We start from the raw sequence: 19,872 nt of genomic DNA on the forward strand, positions 1-19,872 counted from the left end.
TTTTGGGGTGTGTCCTAACCCGGGTGGATACCCGCCCCGGTGTGTTATACGTGTGGGCGCCGGTGGCGGGGCGGGCCGCGCCCGGCCCGCTCCACCGCAGTCCGTCAGATGTCCAGGAACCGGACGTCCTTGGCGTTGCGCTGGATGAACGACCGCCGCGCCTCGACGTCCTCACCCATCAGCACGCTGAACAACTCGTCGGCGGTCGCCGCGTCGTCGAGCGTGACCTGACGCAGGGTACGCGTGGCCGGGTTCATAGTGGTTTCCCACAGCTCGGGGTAGTTCATCTCGCCGAGGCCCTTGAAGCGCTGGATGTCGTCCGGCTTCGCGTTCGGCTTCTTCTGCTGGCGCAGCGCGATCAGCCCGTCCCGCTCGCGGTCGGAGTAGGCGTACTGCGCGTCGTCGCCCTTCTTGTTCCACTTGATCTTGTAAAGCGGCGGGGCCGCCAGGTAGACGTTGCCCATCTCGACAAGCGGCCGCATGAAGCGGAACAGCAGGGTGAGCAGCAACGTCTGGATGTGCTGGCCGTCGACGTCCGCGTCGGCCATCAGCACCACCTTGTGGTACCGCAGCTTCTCCATGTCGAAGTCGTCGTGGATGCCGGTGCCGAGCGCGGTGATCAGCGCCTGGACCTCGTTGTTCTTCAGCACCCGGTCGATCCGGGCCTTCTCCACATTGAGGATCTTGCCGCGGATCGGCAGGATCGCCTGGGTCCGTGGGTCGCGGCCCTGCTTGGCCGAGCCGCCGGCCGAGTCACCCTCGACGATGAACACCTCGGACTCGCGCGGGTCGGTCGACTGGCAGTCGGCGAGCTTGCCCGGCATCGAGCCGGACTCCAGCAGCGACTTGCGCCGGGCCAGCTTGCGCGCCTGCTGCGCGGCGATCCGGGCCCGAGCAGCCTGGGAGGCCTTCGTGATGATCATCTTGGCCTCGGCCGGGTTGCGGTCGAACCAGTCGACGAGCCGGTCGTTGCAGACCCGCTGCACGAAGCTCTTCACCGGGGTGTTGCCCAGCTTGGTCTTGGTCTGGCCCTCGAACTGCGGGTTGGCCAGCTTGACCGAGATGATCGCGGCCAGGCCCTCGCGGATGTCCTCGCCGGAGAGCTTCTCGTCGCCCTTGAGGAGCTTCTTGTCGGTGCCGTACCGGTTGACCACGCTCGTCAACGCGGACCGGAAGCCCTCCTCGTGGGTGCCGCCCTCGTGGGTGTTGATCGTGTTGGCGAAGGTGTAGACCGACTCGCCGTACGACTCGTTCCACTGCATGGCGATCTCGAGGGACATGCCCTCCTCCTCGGCCTCGAACTCGACCACGGTCTTGTGGATCGGGCTCTTGGAGGCGTTGAGGTGCCGGACGAAGTCGGCGATGCCACCCTCGTAGTAGAAGGTGACCTCGCGCTGCCGGCCGTCCTCCTCCTCGGCCACCCGCTCGTCGAGCAGGTGGATGCGCAGCGCGCGGTTGAGGAAGGCCATCTCCTGCAGGCGTCGGTAGATGGTCTGGAAGTCGAAGTCGACGGTCTCGAAGACGTCGGGGTCCGGCCAGAAGGAGACGGCCGAGCCGGTGCGGTCGGTGGGCTCGCCCTTCTCCAGCGTGGATGGCTTGGAGTTGGTGTAGTGCTGCCGCCACACGGAGCCGGACTTGTGGATCTCGACGAACATCTTGGTGGAGAGCGCGTTCACCACGGAGACGCCGACGCCGTGCAGACCGCCGGAGACCGCGTACGCCTTGCCGTCGAACTTGCCACCCGCGTGCAGGATGGTCAGCGCGACCTCGACACCCGGCTTCTTGAGCTTCGGGTGGAGGTCGACCGGGAAGCCACGGCCGTTGTCGGTGACCCGCACGCCGCCGTCGGCGAGCAGCACCACGTCGATGGTGTCGCAGTATCCGGCGAGCGCCTCGTCGACCGCGTTGTCGACGACCTCCCAGACGAGGTGGTGCAGACCGCGCTCGCCGGTGGACCCGATGTACATGCCGGGCCGCTTGCGAACCGCCTCCAGCCCCTCGAGAACGGTGATCGACTCTGCGCCGTACTCCTGCTTGTCCTGCGCTGCCACCCTCGGCCACTTTCTCGCGTCAGCCGCGCCGGTAGGGGCGCGTCGGGCGCGGGTTCGGCGGACAGGACGCGACGTCGGCGCGTGGACCGGTGCCGGAGACCTCCGGACAACGGGTCGAACGCGCCGGTCGCCGCGGTTGCCCGCGGATCGCGATCGGCTCGACCCGACGTGGAGAATGAACCTGGGGCCACCGGCCCCGTCCCTCTCCCGCACCGGGTCTTCGTCTCACTGTCAATCCTACTGTGCGTGGGGGACAGAACCACCACTCGGCACCCTCAGAGAGGCGGCTGAGAAGTCCGTAGCCGGCAGAACCCCGTTGCCCGCGACTCCCCCCACACGCCAAGGCCCGATCGCACGCGCCGTCCCCGAACGGGTTGACCCGCGCTCGGGCGGGTCGGGGGTCGCGGCCGGAGCGTCAGTGCCGTACGTTTGCGGCGCTCCGGAACCAAGCTTGATCTTTACCGGCCGGAACCGGGACGATCGACCCGATCGACCCGACACGTGCTCTTTAAGAGGTGACAGATGGGGCTGGACAACGTCGCGGTGCACTGGCCGCGTACCGGCCGCTTCTACGATCCGGTCGCGCCGGCCGAGTTCGTCGACTTCGGCGAGATCGTCGATCTGCCGCGCATCTCCGCGCCGACCGCGGCGCTGGCCGAGCTGATCGCGAAGACCGGCACCATCCGGGCGACCGCGTACACCGAGTTGGTGGATCTACTGCTCGGCCTGGAAGGTGTGTTGTACGCCACAGACGCCGCCGCCGAGGACGAGGACCCGGTGATCGACCCGGACGGCTGCTCCTGGATCGCCAGCGGCATCGAGCGATTCGTGGCCGGGCACCGGGCGCACGGTGAGGCGGTCACCTTCGACTCGGTGAGCACGGTGCTGCGCTCGTTGCTCGGCGACGGCAGACTGGCCGAGCAGCAGCTGCGGTGGCTGGAGACCCGACTCGACGCGCTGCGCGACGAGCGCGGTGACCCGCCGCAGTGGAACTTCACCTGCGCCGAGTTGGGCGTGCTCGCCGCCTTCTACAGGCGCTGCGCGGAGCGTGGTTTCGCCGTCTACGCCGACGCCTGACCCGCCGCGCCGGTCTCCGCCGCGGGCTGGTCGCTGCCCGGTCGGTTGGCGGCGGCGATCACCTGGGTGAGCACCGCGTGCAGGTGTTGCAGGTCCTCCACGGGCAGCCCGAGTCGCCGCACGATCGCGGCCGGGATCAGCTCCGCCTGGCTCCGCAGCGCGGCGCCACTGGCGGTGAGGGTGACGGCGAGGCTGCGCTCGTCGCCGGGGTCTCGTTCCCGGCGTAGGTAGCCGGCCGCTTCGAGCCGCTTGAGCAGGGGTGAGAGCGTGCCCGGGTCGAGCTGCAACAGGCGGCTGAGGTCGCGACCGGACAGCGGCGCGTGCTGCCAGAGCGCCAGCATGACCAGGTACTGCGGATGGGTGAGCCCCATCGGTTCCAGAAGTGGCCGGTAGACGGCCACCACGCTGCGCGCGGCCACCGACAGGGCGAAGCAGACCTGCTGCTCCAGCGCCAACGGATCGACGCGATCCGGTCGTTCGTTCATCGGTTGCTCTCCCCAGGCACGGTGACTACTCTACCGATCGTTGGTGTACGAACAATTGGTGCCCCAACCATCTGCTCGTACGGCGGGCGGACGAACGCGAAGCGGGAAAGGGCGGCAGATGAGCGAGGACGGCGCGGTCACCAGGGCCCCGGGCGAGGGCGGCCGACTCCTGAGCTGGGCCTTCCGGCACCTCGCCGGCCCGGCCGAGGGTGTCCAGGGTGCGGTGCAGGGCGGCTCGACCGAGGCTCGTGAGGCGTGGAAACGCGACCTGGCCGAACGCAAGCGCTACACCCGGGAACAGCGCGAACGCAGGCGAGCGGCCCGCGAGGCCCGCAACGGCTGAGGAGTCGACTCAGCCGTACGTGTCGCGGGGCCCCCGGCCGCGTACCCGGCGTGGCCCCTTCCCCCAGGAGGGCGCGGCCGGGCCGTGGATGTGCAGCTTGCGCACCACGTTGTGGCCGACCTCGCTGGCGATCTGCTTGAGCAGCGAGCCGGCGAGCAGACGCAACTGGGTCGCCCACGCGGTCGAACGCGCCTCCACGGTCAGCTCGCCGTTCTCCAGCTTGACCGGGCGACTGTGCTGGGCCACCTCCGCGCCGACGACCCGCTCCCAGGCGCCGAACACGGTGGCCTCCGCCGCCGGCTGCTGCCAGCCCCGCGCCTGCACCAGCCGGTTGAGCACCGCGCTGAGCGACTGCGGGTCGCGGGGGTCGGGGCCGGGCCCGGAGTAGCCGCGCAACCGCCGCCCCGACCCGCCGGCCGCGTCGCCGCCCGCGCCACCGGGGGTACGCCGGGCACGGGCCGCCGCCTGCCGGCGGGACAGCGCCGCGTCGAGCACCGCCCGAGCCAGCTCCGGCCCGGCGGCGGCCGCCGGCTCACCGCCGGTCGCTTCCACCCCGGGGGTACGCGCGGCTGCGGCGTCACCCTTGCCGGTCTCCGGTCGTCCGGGGCGTGGCTCATCCGACACGGTGTACCGTCCCCTCGCCGACCTGGTAGCGGGCGCCGCGCAGAGCCGCTGGCACATCATCGTCCACCGCGCAGGTGACGAGCAGTTGACTCGCCCCGCCGACCAGCTCCGCCAGCCGTTCCCGGCGGCCGGTGTCCAGCTCCGCGAAGACGTCGTCGAGCACAAGCACCGGCTCGATCCCGTCGGCGCGCAGCAGGTCGTACCCGGCCAGCCGCAGCGCGAGCGCGAACGACCAGGACTCGCCGTGGCTGGCGTACCCCTTGGCGGGCAGCGGGCCGAGGGCCAGCGCCAGCTCGTCACGGTGGGGACCGACGAGTGTGGTGCCCCGTTCGATCTCGGCGGAGCGGGACGCGGCCAGTGCGGTGGTCAGCGCGTCGGCCAGCGCGGCCCGGTCGGTGGTCGGCTCGGCCAGCTCGATCGAGGGTCGGTAGGCGATGCTCGCCGCGCCCCGGCCGGCGGCCACCGCGTCGTACGCCTTGGCGACGTGCGGGGTGAGTGCGGCCACGAGTTCCAGTCGACCGGCGAGCAGCTCCGCGCCGTGCTGGGCCAGGTGGGTGTCCCAGACGGCGAGGGTGCCGAGGTCACCGCCGCGGGTCCCGCCGGTCTTGCGAGCCAGGTACGCGGTGCGCAGCAGGGCGTTGCGCTGCTTGACCACCCGCTCGTAGTCGGCCCGCACGCCCGCGTACCGGGGCTGCCGGTTGACCAGCAGGTCGTCCAGGTAGCGGCGGCGCTCGGACGGGTCACCCCGGACCAACTCAAGGTCTTCCGGGGCGAAGAGCACGAGTCGCAGGGCGCCGAGCACGTCCCGGGCCCGCCGCGCCGGCGAGCGGCCCAGCCGGGCCCGGTTGGCCTTGCCGGGCACGATCTCCAACTCGACGAGGAGCTCCCGGCCGTCGTGCACCACCGCGCAGCGGATCACCGCGGCGGTGGCGCCCATCCGGACCAGCGGAGCGTCGGTGGCGACCCGGTGTGAGTCCAGGGTCGCCACGTAGCCCAGCGCCTCGACGAGGTTCGTCTTGCCGACGCCGTTGGGGCCGGTCAGGACGTTCGCCCCCGGCTGGAGGTCGACGGCCACCCGCTCGTAGGAGCGGAAGTCGACAAGTTCCAGCCGGTGGACATACACAGGTTGTGGATACCGCTCAGCGCTTGTGGACGGCGTGGCCACCGAACTGCTGACGCAGCGCGGAGACGGCCTTCATGGTGGGCGAGTCGTCCTGCCGCGAGGTGAACCGGGCGAACAGCGACGCGGTGATGACGTTCAGCGGCACCCCCAGCCGGACCGCCTCGTCGACGGTCCACCGGCCCTCGCCGGTGTCCTCGGTGTAGCCGCTCAGGTCGGCCAGCTCCGGGTCCTCGTCGAGCGCCCGGTCCAGCAGGTCGAGCAGCCAGGAACGGACGACTGTGCCCTCCCGCCAGGACTTGATGACGCCCGGCACGTTCGTCACCAACTCCGAGGCCGCCATCAGCTCGTAGCCCTCGGCGTAGGCGTGCATCAGGCCGTACTCGATGCCGTTGTGCACCATCTTCGAGTAGTGCCCGGCGCCGACCGGCCCGGCGTGCACGAAGCCGAACTCGCCCTCCGGCTTGAGCGCGCTGAAGATCGGCATCAGCCGGTCCACGTGCTCCTGGGCGCCGCCGACCATCAGCCCGTAGCCGTTCCGCCGGCCCCAGACGCCGCCGGAGACGCCGACGTCGACGTAGCCGATACCCCGCTCGTTGAGCCGCTCGGCCCGGGGTGCGTCGTCACTGAAGCGCGAGTTGCCGCCGTCGATGATGATGTCGCCCTCGCCGAGCACCTCGGCCAGATCGTCGATGGTGGCATCGGTGACACCGGCGGGCACCATCACCCAGACCGCGCGCGGCGACTCAAGCTTCTCTGCCAGGCCCGCGATGGTCGGGACGTCGCTAAGCTGGGCGTTGTGGTCGAAACCGACTACCTCGTGACCAGCGGCACGCAACCGCTCCCGCATGTTGCCGCCCATCCGGCCGAGTCCTACAAGGCCGAGCTGCATGTGTTTCTACCTCCGTGGATCTGGGTGTTGCTGGGCGCGATCAGCGCGAGACGCGGATCGGCATGATGAGGTACCGGTACCCCGGAATGACCTCTCCATCCTCGCCGGCGGGCGAGATCACCGCGGGCTTGAAGGCGTCGACGAACGAGAGCACGGCGGTCTGCGAACCGAGGTTGGCCAGGCCGTCGATGAGGTACTGCGGGTTGAAGCCGATGGTCAGCGCGTCACCGGTGAAGATGGCCTCCATCGCCTCGCTGGCCCGCGCCTCCTCGGAACCGCCGGCCTCGACCACCAGGCCGTCGGCGCTGAAGCTCAGCAGCACCGGGGTGGTCCGCTCGGCGACGAGCGCGACGCGCTTGACCACCTCGATGAGGGTGCTCACCGAAACCCGGGCGGCGGCGTTGTGGGTGGCCGGGAAGAGCGAACGCACCGGCGGGTAGTTGGCGCCGTCGAGCAGGCGGCTGGTGGTGCGGCGGGTGCCGCCGGCCAGGCCGACCATGCCCTCGCCGGCAGCGCCCTGGGCGAGGGCGAGGGTGACCTCGCCGCCCAGCGGCCCGAGGGCCTTGGCGGTGTCGTTCAGGGTGCGGGCGGGCACCAGGGCGTTGATGCTGACCTCGGGGTCGTCCGGCTGCCACTGGATCTCGCGCAGCGCCAACCGGTAACGGTCGGTGGCGAGCATCGACAGCGTGTTGCCGGAGAGTTCGACGCGGACGCCGGTCATCATCGGCAGCGTCTCGTCCCGGCCGGCGGCGATGGCCACCTGGGACACCGCGGTGGCGAACGCGGCCGCGTCGACGGTGCCGGCGCTCTGCGGCATCTCGGGCAGCGCGGGGTAGTCCTCCACCGGCATGGTGGGCAGGGTGAACCGGGCGCTGCCACAGACCAGCTCGAGGTGGGCGCCGACCGCGGCGATGTCCACCGGCTTGGCCGGCAACGCCTTGGTGATCTCGGCGAGCAGGCGGCCGGAGACGAGGGCGGCGCCGTCGGCGTCACCCTGCACCTCGACGGTCACCTGGCTGGAGACCTCGTAGTCGAACCCGGAAACCCGCAGGTTGCCGTCGGTGACCCGGAGCATCACCCCGGCGAGCACCGGTACGGATGGCCGGTTGGGCAGGCTCTTCGCGGTCCACGCCACGGCCTCGGCGAGCGCGTCGCGCTCCACTCGGAACTTCATTAATGCCTCCGCGTCGACGTCAGCGACAACTCTCTCATGCCGACCGCTGCCTACCGTCCCGCCCGACCGTGCGGGTACCCATCGCACCTTAGGGCGCGGGGGTATCGGCTGTGCGCCCGACCCCATGGTTCGTGTCGGTGCTGACCTGTCGATCGGGCAGCGTTCGGCACGATCCACAGAAAGCCCAACGGTGATGATTGGTTTTTGTTCTCTTAGAAGAGATAACTCATCGTCTTCATCGCACCTGTGCAAACTGTGGAAAACCCGGGTCTGCGCAGCTCAGACAGGTTATCTACAGGTGATTTACCTGTGGAGAACCGGGGGTACAACCGGCTTGCCTGTCCACAGCCCGGTCTCGGCGCTCGGTTGTCCACCGTTGTCCACCGGTTGTCCACCGGTAATCCACCGACTTTCTCCCCAAGCCTGTGGACGACGATGAAGATCACCATTGCCGTTATCCCCAGAACCTTCAACAGCTCGTACACAGGTCGACGGTCGTCGGTGGAAAACCTGACGGTTGTCCCCAGGCGTCCACAGCTCCGTACACAGGGTTTCTCCACAGCCTGTGGGTAACCGAAGATGGACGGACCGTAGTTATCCACCGACGGTGGACAACGAGCTGTGGACAACGAGTGGGAGGCGAGGCGGTCACGGCCTCCATGCTGTGGCCTACACCATGTCGAGAGTCCAGTTGGCGGACCGAAAAAACGCCCGACCGGAGATCCGGTCGGGCGTTTCCTGGGCTGCGTGCCGCCGCCACGGCGGCGTACGCCTCAGCTGTTCTGCTTGATCCGGTTGGTCAGCTCGGCGATCTGGTTGTAGAGCGAGCGACGCTCCGCCATCTGCTGACGGATCTTCCGGTCGGCGTGCATCACTGTGGTGTGGTCCCGGCCGCCGAAGGCCTGCCCGATCCGGGGCAGCGACAGCTCGGTCAACTCCCGACACAGGTACATGGCCACCTGCCGAGCGTTCACCAGCACCCGGGACCTGGACTGACCGCGCAGGTCCTCCAGGCTCACCCCGAAGTAGTCGGCGGTCGACGCCATGATCTGGTCGGCGTTGATCTCCGGCCCGGCGCCGTCGGGCATGAAGTCCCGGAGCACCTCCTCGGCCAGGGACAGCTCGACCGTCGACCGGGTCAGGCTGGCGAACGCCGTCACCCGGATCAGGGCGCCCTCCAGTTCCCGGATCGAGTTCGACACCCGCGAGGCGATGAACTCCAACACGTCCGGCGGGGCGTACATCCGTTCCTGCGCCGCCTTCTTCTGCAGGATCGCGATCCGGGTCTCCAGGTCCGGTGGCTGGATGTCGGCCAGCAGCCCCCACTCGAACCGGGTACGCATCCGGTCCTCGAGGGTGGCGAGCTGACGCGGCGACCGGTCGGAGGTGATCACGATCTGCTTGTTGGCGTTGTGCAGGGTGTTGAAGGTGTGGAAGAACTCCTCCTGCGTACGCTCGCGGTTCTCCAGGAACTGGATGTCGTCGATCAGCAGGATGTCGACGTCGCGGTAGCGCCGCTGGAACGCGCTTGTCTTGTCGTCCCGGAGCGAGTTGATGAAGTCGTTCGTGAACTCCTCGGTCGAGACGTACCGGACCGAGCGGGCGTTGCCGAGCGTCGTGGCGTAGTGCCCGATGGCGTGCAGTAGGTGCGTCTTGCCCAGCCCGGAGTGCCCGTAGATGAAGAGAGGGTTGTACGCCTTCGCCGGGGACTCCGCCACCGCCACGCTCGCCGCGTGGGCGAACCGGTTGGACGATCCGATGACGAACGTCTCGAACATGTACTTCGGGTTGAGTCGGTTGCCGCCGGTGTCGGCGCCGGGCAGCCGGCGATCGTCCCGGCCACCCGCCCGGTGGTCGACTCCGCTGCGCCCCGGGCCGCTGTCCGTGCCGCCGTCGCGGGGCATCGACCGGATCACGTGCTGGTCGCGCGGCGACCCCGAATCTTCCCGGTAGCGCTGCTCGTAGGGCCGGGTGTCCGGGCCCGGCGGGTCGAGGCGGGCGGCCTGCTCGTCGTAGCCGCGCCGGTCCGGCCCCGGTCGGGGCGACCGCATCGGCTCCGCGAAGGAAGCGCTGAACAGCGCCTCCTGCCCGTCCCGACTGGCGGGGATCATCCCGGGACGATGCGCGTCGACGCTCGGCGCGAGCGGCGGACCCGCGGGTGCGGGTGGCGCGACCGGCTCGGACGTCCGGGGCGCGTGTGACTGCTCAGGGATCATCGTGTCGGCGTGCGCTCGTGCGCCGTGGTCGTCGAAGGGTGCGGTAGCCGGACCCTCGACGTCGAACGGGCTGGTCTCCGGGGCGCTGCGGTAGACGGTGCCGGCCGGTCGGCCCGTGGCATCCTCGGCCACCCGAACGGTGACCGCCACCTGGATCGGTCGGCCGAGCCGGCGAGTGAGCGCCTCGGTGATCGCCGGGCGTAGCCGTGACTCGATCACGTCACGGGTGAACGCGTCCGGGACGGAGAGCAGCGCGGTGTCCTCGACGATCGCCCGCAGCCGGGTCAGTCGGAGGTAGGCGCGCTGCTGAGCAGAGATGATCTCGTCGGCAAGCTCGTCGGTCGCCGCTAACCACACTGCGGCAAGGTCGGTCGTACCGGCCACCGTCGTGCCACCCCCTCGCTTCTGCTCCCGGCCGCCGCTGTCTGCCAGCCGGCCATCCCGGGCCCGCCGCGTTCGCGGGTGGAACAACACCCCACCCGGTCGGCCGACCGGTGGTCATCCACAAGTTATCCACAGCCTGTGTACCGACCGATTGTGGCCGCTGCCGGACGCGGGTGGGACCTGCCCCCTGCCTGACCGGGCGCTGAAGCGGGTTCACCGTGCCGAACGATTCACTACCTTGTCCGGTCTTGCCTGCGCGACGACCGGCGCTTGAAGACGCTCACCGCAATCGGGCACGGTAACAGCGTTGTCCCTGCGCCATCAACCGGCGACGCGGCGACACCCTTGTCGGCATCAGCGAAAACCACCCCTCGGCCTCGGGCGCGTCCTGTTGGCCGCTCCTCGGGGTGTTTGACGGTCATTGCCCCCCTGCGTAGGCTGGAACGGTTGCTTTCTCGCCCTCTGCTAGGGTGATGGGTGCTTGCTGTCCGCGGTCGCATTCCCCCGCATCGTCGAGGTCCCGCACCGCCGGACAGCACCGATCGGAGGCCACCGTCGAGGTGGCCTGGACACCACCACACGACCCCGGCGATCCCGTCGCGCGGGGCGCGTACGAAAACGGAGAGCCTGACGTGAGCAAGCGCACCTACCAGCCGAACAACCGCCGGCGCGCGAAGACCCACGGCTTCCGGCTGCGCATGCGCACCCGTGCCGGCCGTGCCATCCTCTCGAGCCGTCGCGCCAAGGGTCGCACCACCCTGTCGGCCTGAGCCGACCGGGCCGGTCAGGGGACGTGAGCAGTCGTGCTGGCCGCCGCGCAGCGACTGCGGCGCAGCACTGACTTCGCCGCAGCGGTTCGCGGTGGCCGACGCGTCGGACGTGGCGCCGTCGTGGTCCACCTGACCGTGCCGCTGGTCGCCGACCCCTACCTTTCGACCTCGTCGGAGCCGGTGCGGGACGACAGTGCGGAGCAATCACCCGCGCCGTCCCGCGCCGGCTTCGTCGTGTCCAAGGCCGTCGGCAACGCGGTGATCCGCAACCGCGTCAAGCGTCGGCTGCGGGCACTGGTCCAGGATCGGTTGACCGTCCTGCCCGCCGGCAGCACCCTTGTCGTCCGGGCGCTGCCCGCAGCGGCGGAGGCGTCGTACCCTCGCCTCGCCACCGACCTGGACGCCGCCATCGCGGTCGCCCGGTCGCCCCGCGAGCGGCGGTCCCGATGACCGGTGCCGAGGAGACCAGCCCACGTCCGCGGACAACCGGTGCCAAGGTGCTGATCGCGCCCATCATCGCGTACCGTCGGTGGATAAGTCCGGCGTTGCCGGCCCGCTGTCGGTTCTACCCGTCGTGCAGCGCGTACGCCCAAGAGGCGGTCGCTCGGCACGGCGCGCTCCGGGGAGCCGCGCTGGCGGTCCGGCGGCTGTTGCGCTGCCACCCCTTCCACCCTGGTGGGTATGACCCGGTGCCGGAGCCGGGCGGCCGCCGTCGTGCTGATGTGACTGGAGCCTGAGAGTGGACTTTAGCCTCGACTGGATCTACTACGCGATCTCGTGGATCCTGCTGACCTGGCACTCCGCCTGGGACGCCATCGGGGTGCCGGTTGGTGCGGTGATCGGCACCAACTTCGCCTGGATCCTGTCCATCATCTTCCTGGTGGTCACCGTCCGGGTGATCCTGTTCCCGGTCTTCGTCAAGCAGATCAAGTCCCAGCGGGCGATGCAGGCGCTCCAGCCCAAGGTCAAGGAGCTTCAGGAGAAGCACAAGGGTGACCGGGAGACGCTCCAGAAAGAAATGATGGAGCTCTACAAGAAGGAGAAGGCCAACCCGCTGATGGGTTGCCTTCCGATGTTCCTTCAGATCCCGGTCTTCCTGGGTCTTTTCCACACGTTGAAGCGGCTGGACCCGGCGAACCAGGGCAAGACCCTGTACGGGTGGAGCGTCGACCAGTTCACGAGCGCCTCGCAGGCGAAGCTCTTCACCGCCCCGATCGCCGGCAAGTTCGGCTCGACGGCCGACGAGTTGTCCCGCCTCGGCGCCACCGGCAGCACCGTCAAGATCATTGCCGGCATCCTGGTCCTGATCATGATCGCGACCACCTACCTGACCAGCCGTCAGATGATCCTGAAGACCGGCTGGGCGGAGGACCCGCAGCAGCGGATGATCCAGCGGCTGATGCTCTACGGCATCCCGGCGTCGCTGCTGATCTCCGGCGCGATCTTCCCGATCGGCGTCATCATCTACTGGGTCACCAACAACCTCTTCACCCTCGGCCAGCAGCAGTGGGTGCTGCGGAAGTTCCCGCCGCCGGTGACCGCCAAGAAGGCCGTCGCCCCCGCGGCCACGCGCAACCCGGTGCAGCCCGCCAAGTCCGGTGGTCTGTTCGGTCGGGGCAAGGCGGCCCCGCCGGCGCCGGTCAAGGCGACCGCGCCCAAGGTGGCCGGCCCGAAGCCCGGGGCCAAGCCGGTGAACAACCCGAAGAAGAGCCGTCCCGCCAAGCGGCAGGGCTGACCTGTGCGGGCCGTCGCCGGGTGACCGGCGGCGGCCCGCTCCGCACCGTGCAGCCGCCGTCCGGTGGCGCCGAGCGGAACCGACCGCGCATCCTGCGGCCACGGGCGACACTGCCCGTACAGACGTGCCCGCGGGCACCGGCGACCTCCCGCCGGCCCCGGGAAACCAGTCGGACCCGACGGTCCGGCCGAGCGAGTACGGAGATGAGACCGTGACCGAGACCAGCATCCCCCACGCCGAGCAGTCCCTGGACGAGGAGGAGACCGCAACGCTCGCGGTGGACGGTGACGACACCGAGACCGACGACGACAGCGCTGCCGACGAGGACACCGATACCGCCGCTGGCGGCAGGGTGAAGAAGGCGGTCAGCGAGAGCGACCTGTTCCGGCAGAGCGAGATCGCGGCCGACTACGTCGAAGGGCTGCTCGACATCCTCGACTACGACGGCGACATCGACGAGTTGGTCGCCGCTGGGCGCCCGATGGTCGAGGTCGTCGGCGAGCGGTTGCAGAACCTGGTCGGCCAGCGGGGGGCCACCCTGGAGGCGCTCCAGGAGCTGACCCGCCTCGCCGTCTTCCGGCAGACCGGCACGCCGAGCCGGCTGCTGCTCGACGTCGGCGGCTACCGGGCGAACCGCCGCAAGGAACTCGCCGCGGTCGCCAAGAACGCCGTCGAGAAGGTCAAGGAGTACGGCGAGCCGGTCCGCCTGGAGGCGATGTCCGCGTTCGAGCGCAAGTGCGTGCACGACGTGGTCAACGCCATGTCCGGTGTGGCGAGCGAGTCCGAGGGCGTGGAGCCGAACCGGCGCATCGTCGTACGGCCGGCGGACTGACCGGGTGACCCACGACGACAACACGGCCGACGCCGTGACCGGCCCGGGCGGCACGCCGCTCGGGCCGTCCGCTGTCCAACCCGCTGGGGCTGGCGCCGAATCAGACCGGCTCGACTCCGCCCCGTCGCCAAATGACGCGGCGGTGCCGCCGGAGCTGGCTCCGGCCGCACTCACCCTCTTCGGCGATCGTCTCGACCTGGCCGCCGCGTACGCCGAGCTGCTGGTCACCGACGGTGTCGTCCGCGGCCTGATCGGTCCCCGAGAAGCACCTCGCATCTGGGACCGGCACCTACTCAACTGCGCCGCGGTCGCCGAGCTGATCCCGTCCGACGCGACAGTCCTCGACGTCGGCTCCGGAGCCGGTCTGCCGGGTCTGGTCCTGGCCATCGCGCGCCCGGATCTCACGGTCACCCTGATCGAGCCGCTGGCCCGACGCACGTCGTTCCTGATCGAGGTCGTCGAACGACTCGGTCTGGCCAAGTCGGTGCGGGTGTTCCGCGGTCGGGCGGACGAGGCGGCCACCGGCTCGAGCGGCCGGGAACCGATAAGCGGCGACGTGGTGACCGCCCGCGCGGTCGCGCCTCTGGATCGCCTGGCGGGTTGGAGTCTCCCCCTGGCGGTCCGTGGGGGCCGGCTGCTGGCGCTGAAGGGTTCGTCCGCGGCCGCCGAGATCGAGGAGCACGCCGAGGTGGTGGCGCGACTAGGTGGCGGGGAGCCGTCGGTGCGCCTCTGTGGGACCGGGGTGATCGAGCCGCCCACCACCGTCGTGGAGATCGTGCGCGAGCGGATGATCGGCCCGGCGCGGGTGGCGGCCAACAAGCGCACCCGGAGCAGCCGCCCCCGCCGACGCTGACCTCTCGTGTCCAGCGGGCTTCCGGTGGGCGGGTTGCCTCGTTGTACCGGTACGGATGGACGAGGGGATGAGAACCCGACGTGGACCGGCCGCGCCCGTCCGCCGTAGGCTGACCGCGCGTCGATAGTGTGGAGCGGGCGACGGACGTCGCGGGTCTCCGACCGCTCCCGAGGGCCGTACGCTCTGGGTTGCGAGCGTGGGTGTGGCCAAGTTGACCGGGGCGCGGACCGACCATCCGAAGCGGGCAGGGATGACAGGTGCATGACGACGGCAGGTACGACGATCCACGCGTGACCGGGTCGACAGGCGATCCCGTTTCACGTGAAACCGACTACCCGAGCTGGTCGCCCGGCACGACCGGGCCAGCGACCCGACCTACGGACGGCGATCCGCCGGCGTTCGCCGGAGATCCAGCGGCTCAACAGACCGGGCCCGAAGTCGTGGACCCGGCGGCGGCTCGACGGACATCGGAGGGGTCGACCCGACCCGCCAATGTCGTCGAGGTGCGGCAGACATTGGGACGGCGTAACAGCGCGAGGGCTGTTCGCTTCGAGCCGGCGGTCCCGCACCAGCCCAGCGCGGCGGCCGTTCGGGACGCCGCGCCGGTGATCGCCGACCCACCTGTCGCTTCGACCGAGTCGTTGGCTGCCGTGGCGACCGACCCCACGTACGTTTCACGTGAAACCCCGACGCGCGAAGAGGATGACCCACCGTTGGCTATGGAGGCGATGCGCGCCGTGCAGATCCTGAATCCCAGTGGCGAGGTGAGCATGCCTCGGCCCGACCGGACCCGGGTCATGTGCGTCGCCAACCAGAAGGGCGGCGTGGGCAAGACCACGACCACCGTCAACCTTGCAGTGGCGCTCGCCCTGCACGGCAACCGGGTGCTCGTGGTGGACCTCGACCCGCAGGGCAATGCCTCCACCGGGCTCAACGTCCCACACCACACCGGAATCCCGGACGTCTACGACTGCCTGATCAACAGCGTCCCCCTGGCCGAGGTGGCCCAGGCGGTCGAGGGCATCCCCAACCTCTGGTGCGTACCCGCGACCATCGACCTGGCCGGCGCCGAGATCGAGCTGGTGTCGGTGGTGGCGCGGGAGTCGCGCCTGGACCGGGCGATCGCCGCGTACCCGGGCGAGTTCGACTACGTCTTCATCGACTGCCCGCCGTCGCTCGGCCTGCTCACGGTCAACGCCCTGGTTGCCGCGCAGGAGGTGCTGATCCCGATCCAGTGCGAGTACTACGCCCTGGAGGGGCTCAACCAGCTGATCAACAACATCAACCTGGTACGCCAACACCTCAACCCGAAGCTCGACGTCTCCACGATCCTCCTGACGATGTACGACAGGCGTACCCGGTTGGCCGACGCCGTCGAGCAGGACGTCCGGAACCACTTCGGCGACAAGGTTCTCCAGGCGGTCATCCCCCGCAACGTCCGGGTCTCCGAGGCACCCAGCTACGGCCAGTCGGTGATGACCTACGATCCCGGATCGCGGGGAGCCACGAGTTACTTCGAGGCCGCCCAGGAGATTGCCGAGCGAGGCGTCAAGGAGCCGGTGGGCCGGAATGCGTAGTGCGGACGAGTCGCTGGGAGGCGAGGCATGAAGAACCGTCCTCGGGGCGGTCTGGGTAGGGGCCTGGGAGCGCTGATCCCGACCGGGCCAGTGCCGGGCGCCGCCGAGACCGTAACGGCGGAGCCGGAGAACGAGTACGCGGACGACACCGGCACCCCGGCCATTCCGGCGCTGCCCGTCGGGGCGACGGTTCACGAGCCGGAGTCCACGCTCAGCCCGGTACCCGGAGCGCGATTCGCCGAGATCTCCGTCGACGCGATCCTGCCCAACCCGAAGCAGCCCCGCCAGGTCTTCGACGAGGAGGCCCTGGAGGAGCTCATGACCTCGATCCAGGAGGTCGGCTTCCTCCAGCCCATCGTCGTACGGCAGCTCGACGACGAGAAGTACGAGCTGGTGATGGGCGAGCGGCGTTGGCGGGCCGCCCAGGCGGTGGGGCGGGAGAGCATCCCGGCGATCATCCGGGACACACGTGACGACGCCATGCTCCGCGACGCCCTGCTCGAGAACATCCACCGGGCCAATCTGAACCCTCTCGAAGAGGCCGCCGCCTACCAACAACTGCTCGAGGAGTTCGGGGCCACCCACGAGGAGTTGGCCCGCAGGATCGGCCGGAGCCGTCCGCAGATCTCCAACACGATCCGGCTGCTGAACCTGCCGGCCCAGGTGCAGCGCCGGGTCGCCGCGGGGATCCTCTCGGCGGGCCACGCGCGCGCCCTGCTGAGCCTCGACGGCACCGAGGCGCAGGAGCAGTTGGCATTGCGGATCGTGGCGGAGGGCCTGTCGGTCCGGGCGACCGAGGAGATCGTCGCCCTCACGCTCAACGATGGGCCGGCGAAGAACCAAGCCGCGAAGCGCCGGCCGACGGCGCACGCGCCGGCCCTGACCGATCTCGCCGATCGACTGTCCGACCGGTTCGATACCCGGGTGAAGGTCGACATCGGCCGGAGCAAGGGGAAGATCACCATCGAGTTCGCGACGGTGGACGACCTGGAGCGAATCGTCGGCATCATCGGAGTGCAGCAGGAGGAGAGCGGGGACTGAGGCCCACACCCCCTCCGCCCACGGCCGCGCACCCTCTCCGGGTAGCGCGGCCGTTCCACATCCGGCTGGCCGTGTTTCACGTGAAACGGCCGCCGTTTCACGCTCGTTCGACTTGTCCGGCTTGGATTCGCTGGCGGGTGAGTTCGCGGTCGGCGGCCCGTCGGGGCGGACCGCGACGATTTCGTACCGCCGGATGCCAGCGCTACCCCTCGGGGTGGTCCAGCAGTCGACGCGGTCAATCCCCCTCGCCTAGGCGGGGCCGACGACCGCAGCGGCGCGCGGGGCTTGTTTCACGTGAAACGGAGATCGGCCACGCGAGCAACTCCTCGACCTCAACGGAATGACCATGAGGTACTTTGCGGCCGCTGAGTGGCCCGCTGCCGCCTCGTGCGCCGCTGGGTGACCTCCCATTGGCCCAGAGCTCCTCGAAGGCCTCTCGGCCCGAATGCGGCCCCCGGCGACTCCGATGTCCCCCTCGTCTGCCGCCCGACGTTTGGCTGCTGCCTCCGGTCACTGGTCTTCCGGCTCGGTGCGTGTGCTTCCGGTCGCTGGAGCGCTCTGGTCGTCGAGGTCTTCCGTCGTTGGTGTCCGAGGATCGGCGGGTGCCGCTGGTTGGTACGAGGACGGCGAGCGGGAGACTGCCGGCCGCCGGCGCCGAGGCCCAGCGGGCCCACCAGTCGTTGGTGTTTGACGGTCGGCTGCACCTCGCGTCTTGGTTCGTGAACGCCCGCCGGCACCCTCCGGCCATCGGTACCTGAGGCTCGGCGTCGGCGACCACCCGGACCTCCAGGCCACCGGCGCGCAGGGGACCGGCGCTGGCGCATCCCGTCGTCGTCGCTCGGTTGCTGCCTCGCGTGCTCGTCGCCCCGATACTCCGAAGGGCTCACTTCTGCTGATCGGTCACCGACCATCGGTCCGTCGATGAGGCCGCGTCCTCTGTGTTCGCGGGCTCTGCGCCTGCGAGCCCTGTGTCCGGGTGCTCTGTGTCCGCATGCTCGTTGTCCGCGAGCCCCGTCGGCGTGCCCCCGCGCCTGTGTCCTGTGCTCGCGATTGGGCGGCCTCTACGCCGAGCCGAGGCGTGATGCGTCGTCCGACGATCGGTGCTGTCCCACATCCCTTGAGGGACGCAGTACTCACCTGCACCCCCTGGCGCTCGTCAAGCGGAGGCGCGGAGATCTTCTCAACGAGGCGTCGGCGTGGACACGCCCCTGGGTTACGGCTCGGCACGGAGATCGACTTCGGAGAACGCTCGGAACCTGCCGGCGTTCAGCGGCCAGTCGGCGTCAGGTGGACCCGACACCCGATCGTGGTCGAACCAGGCTGTGGTGGCCTCGGTGGCGGCGGAAGCCATTACATCAATGATCGAGCGCGATCCTGTGCCCCGTCAGACACGGCCGCGACGCCCACCCTCGGCACCCCGGCACCCCGGCACCTCGGCACCTCGGCACCTCGGCACCCCGGCACCCCGGCACCCCGGCACCCCGGCACCCCGGCACCCCGGCACCCCGGCACCTGACACCCAGCGACCCCGTTTGGGCAGCCTTCGCGGCGGCGGAGGACGGCAGATTGGGCCCGGATGAGGCGGCGGTGTCTTGCGGTTGCCGCCGCGCGGTTCAGCGGCCTGCGGACAACGACCAACCGGCCAAAAAGTTATCCACACCCTTTGTCCACAGGCACCCCCTGTTTCACGTGAAACAGCGCGTGAGAGCGGGTGTGAGCCTGTGGATGACGGCCTGTGTTGGGGATCTCGGCAGCCTGTGGATATCGGTTCACCGCTCGGTGGTGACGTGGCACACCTGGCCGACCGAGGGCACTGATCTGGTCGGTCAGGAGCGGTCAAACAGGTAGGGACAGCGGTGCCAGACTCGGTTAGGGTCAGCGTCGTGCACGACACCCCTCCCTCAGTCCCGGACTTCACGCAGTGGCCGTCGTTTCCCTTCGAGGGGGACCTCCACGTGAAGCAACTCGATGATCCGGTCCCGGTCGAACCACCCCGGAAGGGCGAGGGTCTCCGGGAATGCACCGCTTGCAACGCACCCGATGAGGCCTACATCTGGGTCGGCGAGCGGTGGCGGGTCCGTGCCATGGACCGGCCCACCGGCCTGCCCATGGTGCTCATCCTGGAATCGCGAACGCACCTCGACCTTGGTGACCTGCCGAACCTGCTCGCCGCCGAGCTGGGCGTGATGACCGTGCGGCTGGAACGGGCCATCAGGTCGCTCGACGGTGTGGCGCGGGTGCACGTGAACCGGTGGGGAGACGGCTCGGCCCACCTGCACATGTGGTTCCTCGCCCGGCCGTATGGCCGTCTCCAACTGCGGGGCACCTTCCTGTCGCTGTGGGATTCGATCCTGCCGCCGATCTCCGAGGCGCAGTGGCGGGAGAATCTGGCGCTCGTCGCCGCCTGGCTTGCCGAGTTCGGCGGACGTCCGCTGGCCGAGCCACCCCGGATTCAGTGGCAGGCGCCGTCCAGTCTGCTGGCCCAGTCCGCCGCTGCGGATGCCGCTGCCGCCGCCCAGGCAGCATCGGCGGAGGCCGCCTCGGTCATCGAGGCAGCAGAGGAAACCCCGGAACCAGCGCCGGAACTCACCGCCAGCGCCGACCAGACCGACGGCGACGGGGCATCCGCCGCCGATCCCGTCGTCCTGAGCCCGGACACCGGCAGCCGGTACGACGGGATGCAGGTTCCCGGCTCGCC

The 19,872-nt window shown here is 69.9% G+C and carries 17 protein-coding genes and 1 pseudogene; 11 read left to right on the forward strand and 7 right to left on the reverse strand.

The features are described from left to right. Positions 1-104 precede the first annotated feature (104 nt). Positions 105-2,051 carry a DNA topoisomerase (ATP-hydrolyzing) subunit B gene (gyrB, locus tag ACLQ29_RS25650; RefSeq protein ID WP_425774020.1) on the reverse strand — a complete coding sequence of 649 codons (1,947 nt, stop codon included), beginning with the start codon at positions 2,049-2,051 and terminating at the stop codon, positions 105-107. Between the two features lie 522 nt (positions 2,052-2,573). Here gyrB and ACLQ29_RS25655 point away from each other — a divergent pair. Beyond that, the gene (locus tag ACLQ29_RS25655) at positions 2,574-3,128 is read left to right on the forward strand and encodes a hypothetical protein (RefSeq protein WP_393365082.1); all 555 of its coding nucleotides are present in this window, start codon (positions 2,574-2,576) and stop codon (positions 3,126-3,128) included. On the opposite strand, the gene ACLQ29_RS25660 is transcribed toward ACLQ29_RS25655, so the two are convergent. Beyond that, entirely contained in the window at positions 3,113-3,613 is a 501-nt protein-coding gene (locus tag ACLQ29_RS25660; RefSeq protein WP_425774021.1) for a MarR family winged helix-turn-helix transcriptional regulator, read from the reverse strand. The two genes, ACLQ29_RS25655 and ACLQ29_RS25660, sit on opposite strands and share 16 nt — an antisense overlap. A 118-nt stretch (positions 3,614-3,731) precedes the next feature. Here ACLQ29_RS25660 and ACLQ29_RS25665 point away from each other — a divergent pair, with 118 nt between their 5' ends. Further along, positions 3,732-3,956 (forward strand): hypothetical protein, encoded by a 225-nt coding sequence (locus tag ACLQ29_RS25665; RefSeq protein WP_425774022.1) that lies wholly within the window; start codon positions 3,732-3,734, stop codon positions 3,954-3,956. A gap of 9 nt (positions 3,957-3,965) precedes the next feature. Here ACLQ29_RS25665 and ACLQ29_RS25670 read toward each other — a convergent pair whose 3' ends face one another. The 5 genes from ACLQ29_RS25670 to dnaA form a co-directional block, all read right to left on the reverse strand. Then, positions 3,966-4,580, reverse strand: a complete 615-nt coding sequence (locus ACLQ29_RS25670; protein ID WP_425774023.1) for a DUF721 domain-containing protein — start codon at positions 4,578-4,580, stop codon at positions 3,966-3,968. After that, on the reverse strand, positions 4,570-5,703 hold the full coding sequence (gene recF, locus ACLQ29_RS25675) for a DNA replication/repair protein RecF (RefSeq protein WP_425774024.1): 1,134 nt from the start codon (positions 5,701-5,703) through the stop codon (positions 4,570-4,572). The genes ACLQ29_RS25670 and recF overlap by 11 nt, the downstream gene beginning before the upstream one ends. 16 nt (positions 5,704-5,719) lie before the next feature. Further along, positions 5,720-6,592: a phosphogluconate dehydrogenase (NAD(+)-dependent, decarboxylating) gene (gene gnd / locus ACLQ29_RS25680; protein WP_425774025.1), complete on the reverse strand. Its 873-nt coding sequence runs from the start codon at positions 6,590-6,592 to the stop codon at positions 5,720-5,722. Between the two features lie 40 nt (positions 6,593-6,632). Next, positions 6,633-7,766: a DNA polymerase III subunit beta gene (gene dnaN / locus ACLQ29_RS25685; protein ID WP_425774026.1), complete on the reverse strand. Its 1,134-nt coding sequence runs from the start codon at positions 7,764-7,766 to the stop codon at positions 6,633-6,635. 773 nt (positions 7,767-8,539) lie between these two features. After that, positions 8,540-10,366, reverse strand: coding sequence for a chromosomal replication initiator protein DnaA (gene dnaA, locus ACLQ29_RS25690; RefSeq protein WP_425774027.1), 1,827 nt, complete (start codon positions 10,364-10,366; stop codon positions 8,540-8,542). A gap of 632 nt (positions 10,367-10,998) precedes the next feature. Between dnaA and rpmH the strand changes: the two genes are divergently transcribed. From rpmH to ACLQ29_RS25735, 9 genes and pseudogenes are all read left to right on the forward strand, one after another. Next, the gene (rpmH, locus tag ACLQ29_RS25695) at positions 10,999-11,136 is read left to right on the forward strand and encodes a 50S ribosomal protein L34 (RefSeq protein ID WP_007453904.1); all 138 of its coding nucleotides are present in this window, start codon (positions 10,999-11,001) and stop codon (positions 11,134-11,136) included. Between the two features lie 33 nt (positions 11,137-11,169). After that, positions 11,170-11,586, forward strand: coding sequence for a ribonuclease P protein component (gene rnpA / locus ACLQ29_RS25700; protein WP_425774028.1), 417 nt, complete (start codon positions 11,170-11,172; stop codon positions 11,584-11,586). After that, a complete protein-coding gene (gene yidD, locus ACLQ29_RS25705) occupies positions 11,583-11,873 on the forward strand; it encodes a membrane protein insertion efficiency factor YidD (protein WP_425774029.1) in 291 nt (96 codons plus the stop codon). The genes rnpA and yidD overlap by 4 nt, the downstream gene beginning before the upstream one ends. A 2-nt stretch (positions 11,874-11,875) precedes the next feature. Further along, positions 11,876-12,871, forward strand: coding sequence for a membrane protein insertase YidC (gene yidC / locus ACLQ29_RS25710; protein ID WP_393365062.1), 996 nt, complete (start codon positions 11,876-11,878; stop codon positions 12,869-12,871). 211 nt (positions 12,872-13,082) lie between these two features. Beyond that, positions 13,083-13,703 (forward strand): protein jag, encoded by a 621-nt coding sequence (locus tag ACLQ29_RS25715; protein WP_425774030.1) that lies wholly within the window; start codon positions 13,083-13,085, stop codon positions 13,701-13,703. 142 nt (positions 13,704-13,845) lie between these two features. Beyond that, positions 13,846-14,556, forward strand: a complete 711-nt coding sequence (gene rsmG / locus ACLQ29_RS25720; RefSeq protein ID WP_425774174.1) for a 16S rRNA (guanine(527)-N(7))-methyltransferase RsmG — start codon at positions 13,846-13,848, stop codon at positions 14,554-14,556. 605 nt (positions 14,557-15,161) lie between these two features. Then, a complete protein-coding gene (locus ACLQ29_RS25725; protein ID WP_425774175.1) occupies positions 15,162-16,133 on the forward strand; it encodes a ParA family protein in 972 nt (323 codons plus the stop codon). A gap of 27 nt (positions 16,134-16,160) precedes the next feature. After that, positions 16,161-17,174 carry a ParB/RepB/Spo0J family partition protein gene (locus tag ACLQ29_RS25730; RefSeq protein WP_425774031.1) on the forward strand — a complete coding sequence of 338 codons (1,014 nt, stop codon included), beginning with the start codon at positions 16,161-16,163 and terminating at the stop codon, positions 17,172-17,174. Between the two features lie 2,108 nt (positions 17,175-19,282). Next, positions 19,283-19,649 (forward strand): annotated as a pseudogene (locus ACLQ29_RS25735) (hypothetical protein); the annotation flags it as partial. Positions 19,650-19,872: the final 223 nt, after the last annotated feature.

This window comes from Micromonospora sp. DT228 (assembly GCF_049841595.1).
In the GTDB taxonomy this organism is placed as follows: Bacteria; Actinomycetota; Actinomycetes; order Mycobacteriales; family Micromonosporaceae; genus Micromonospora.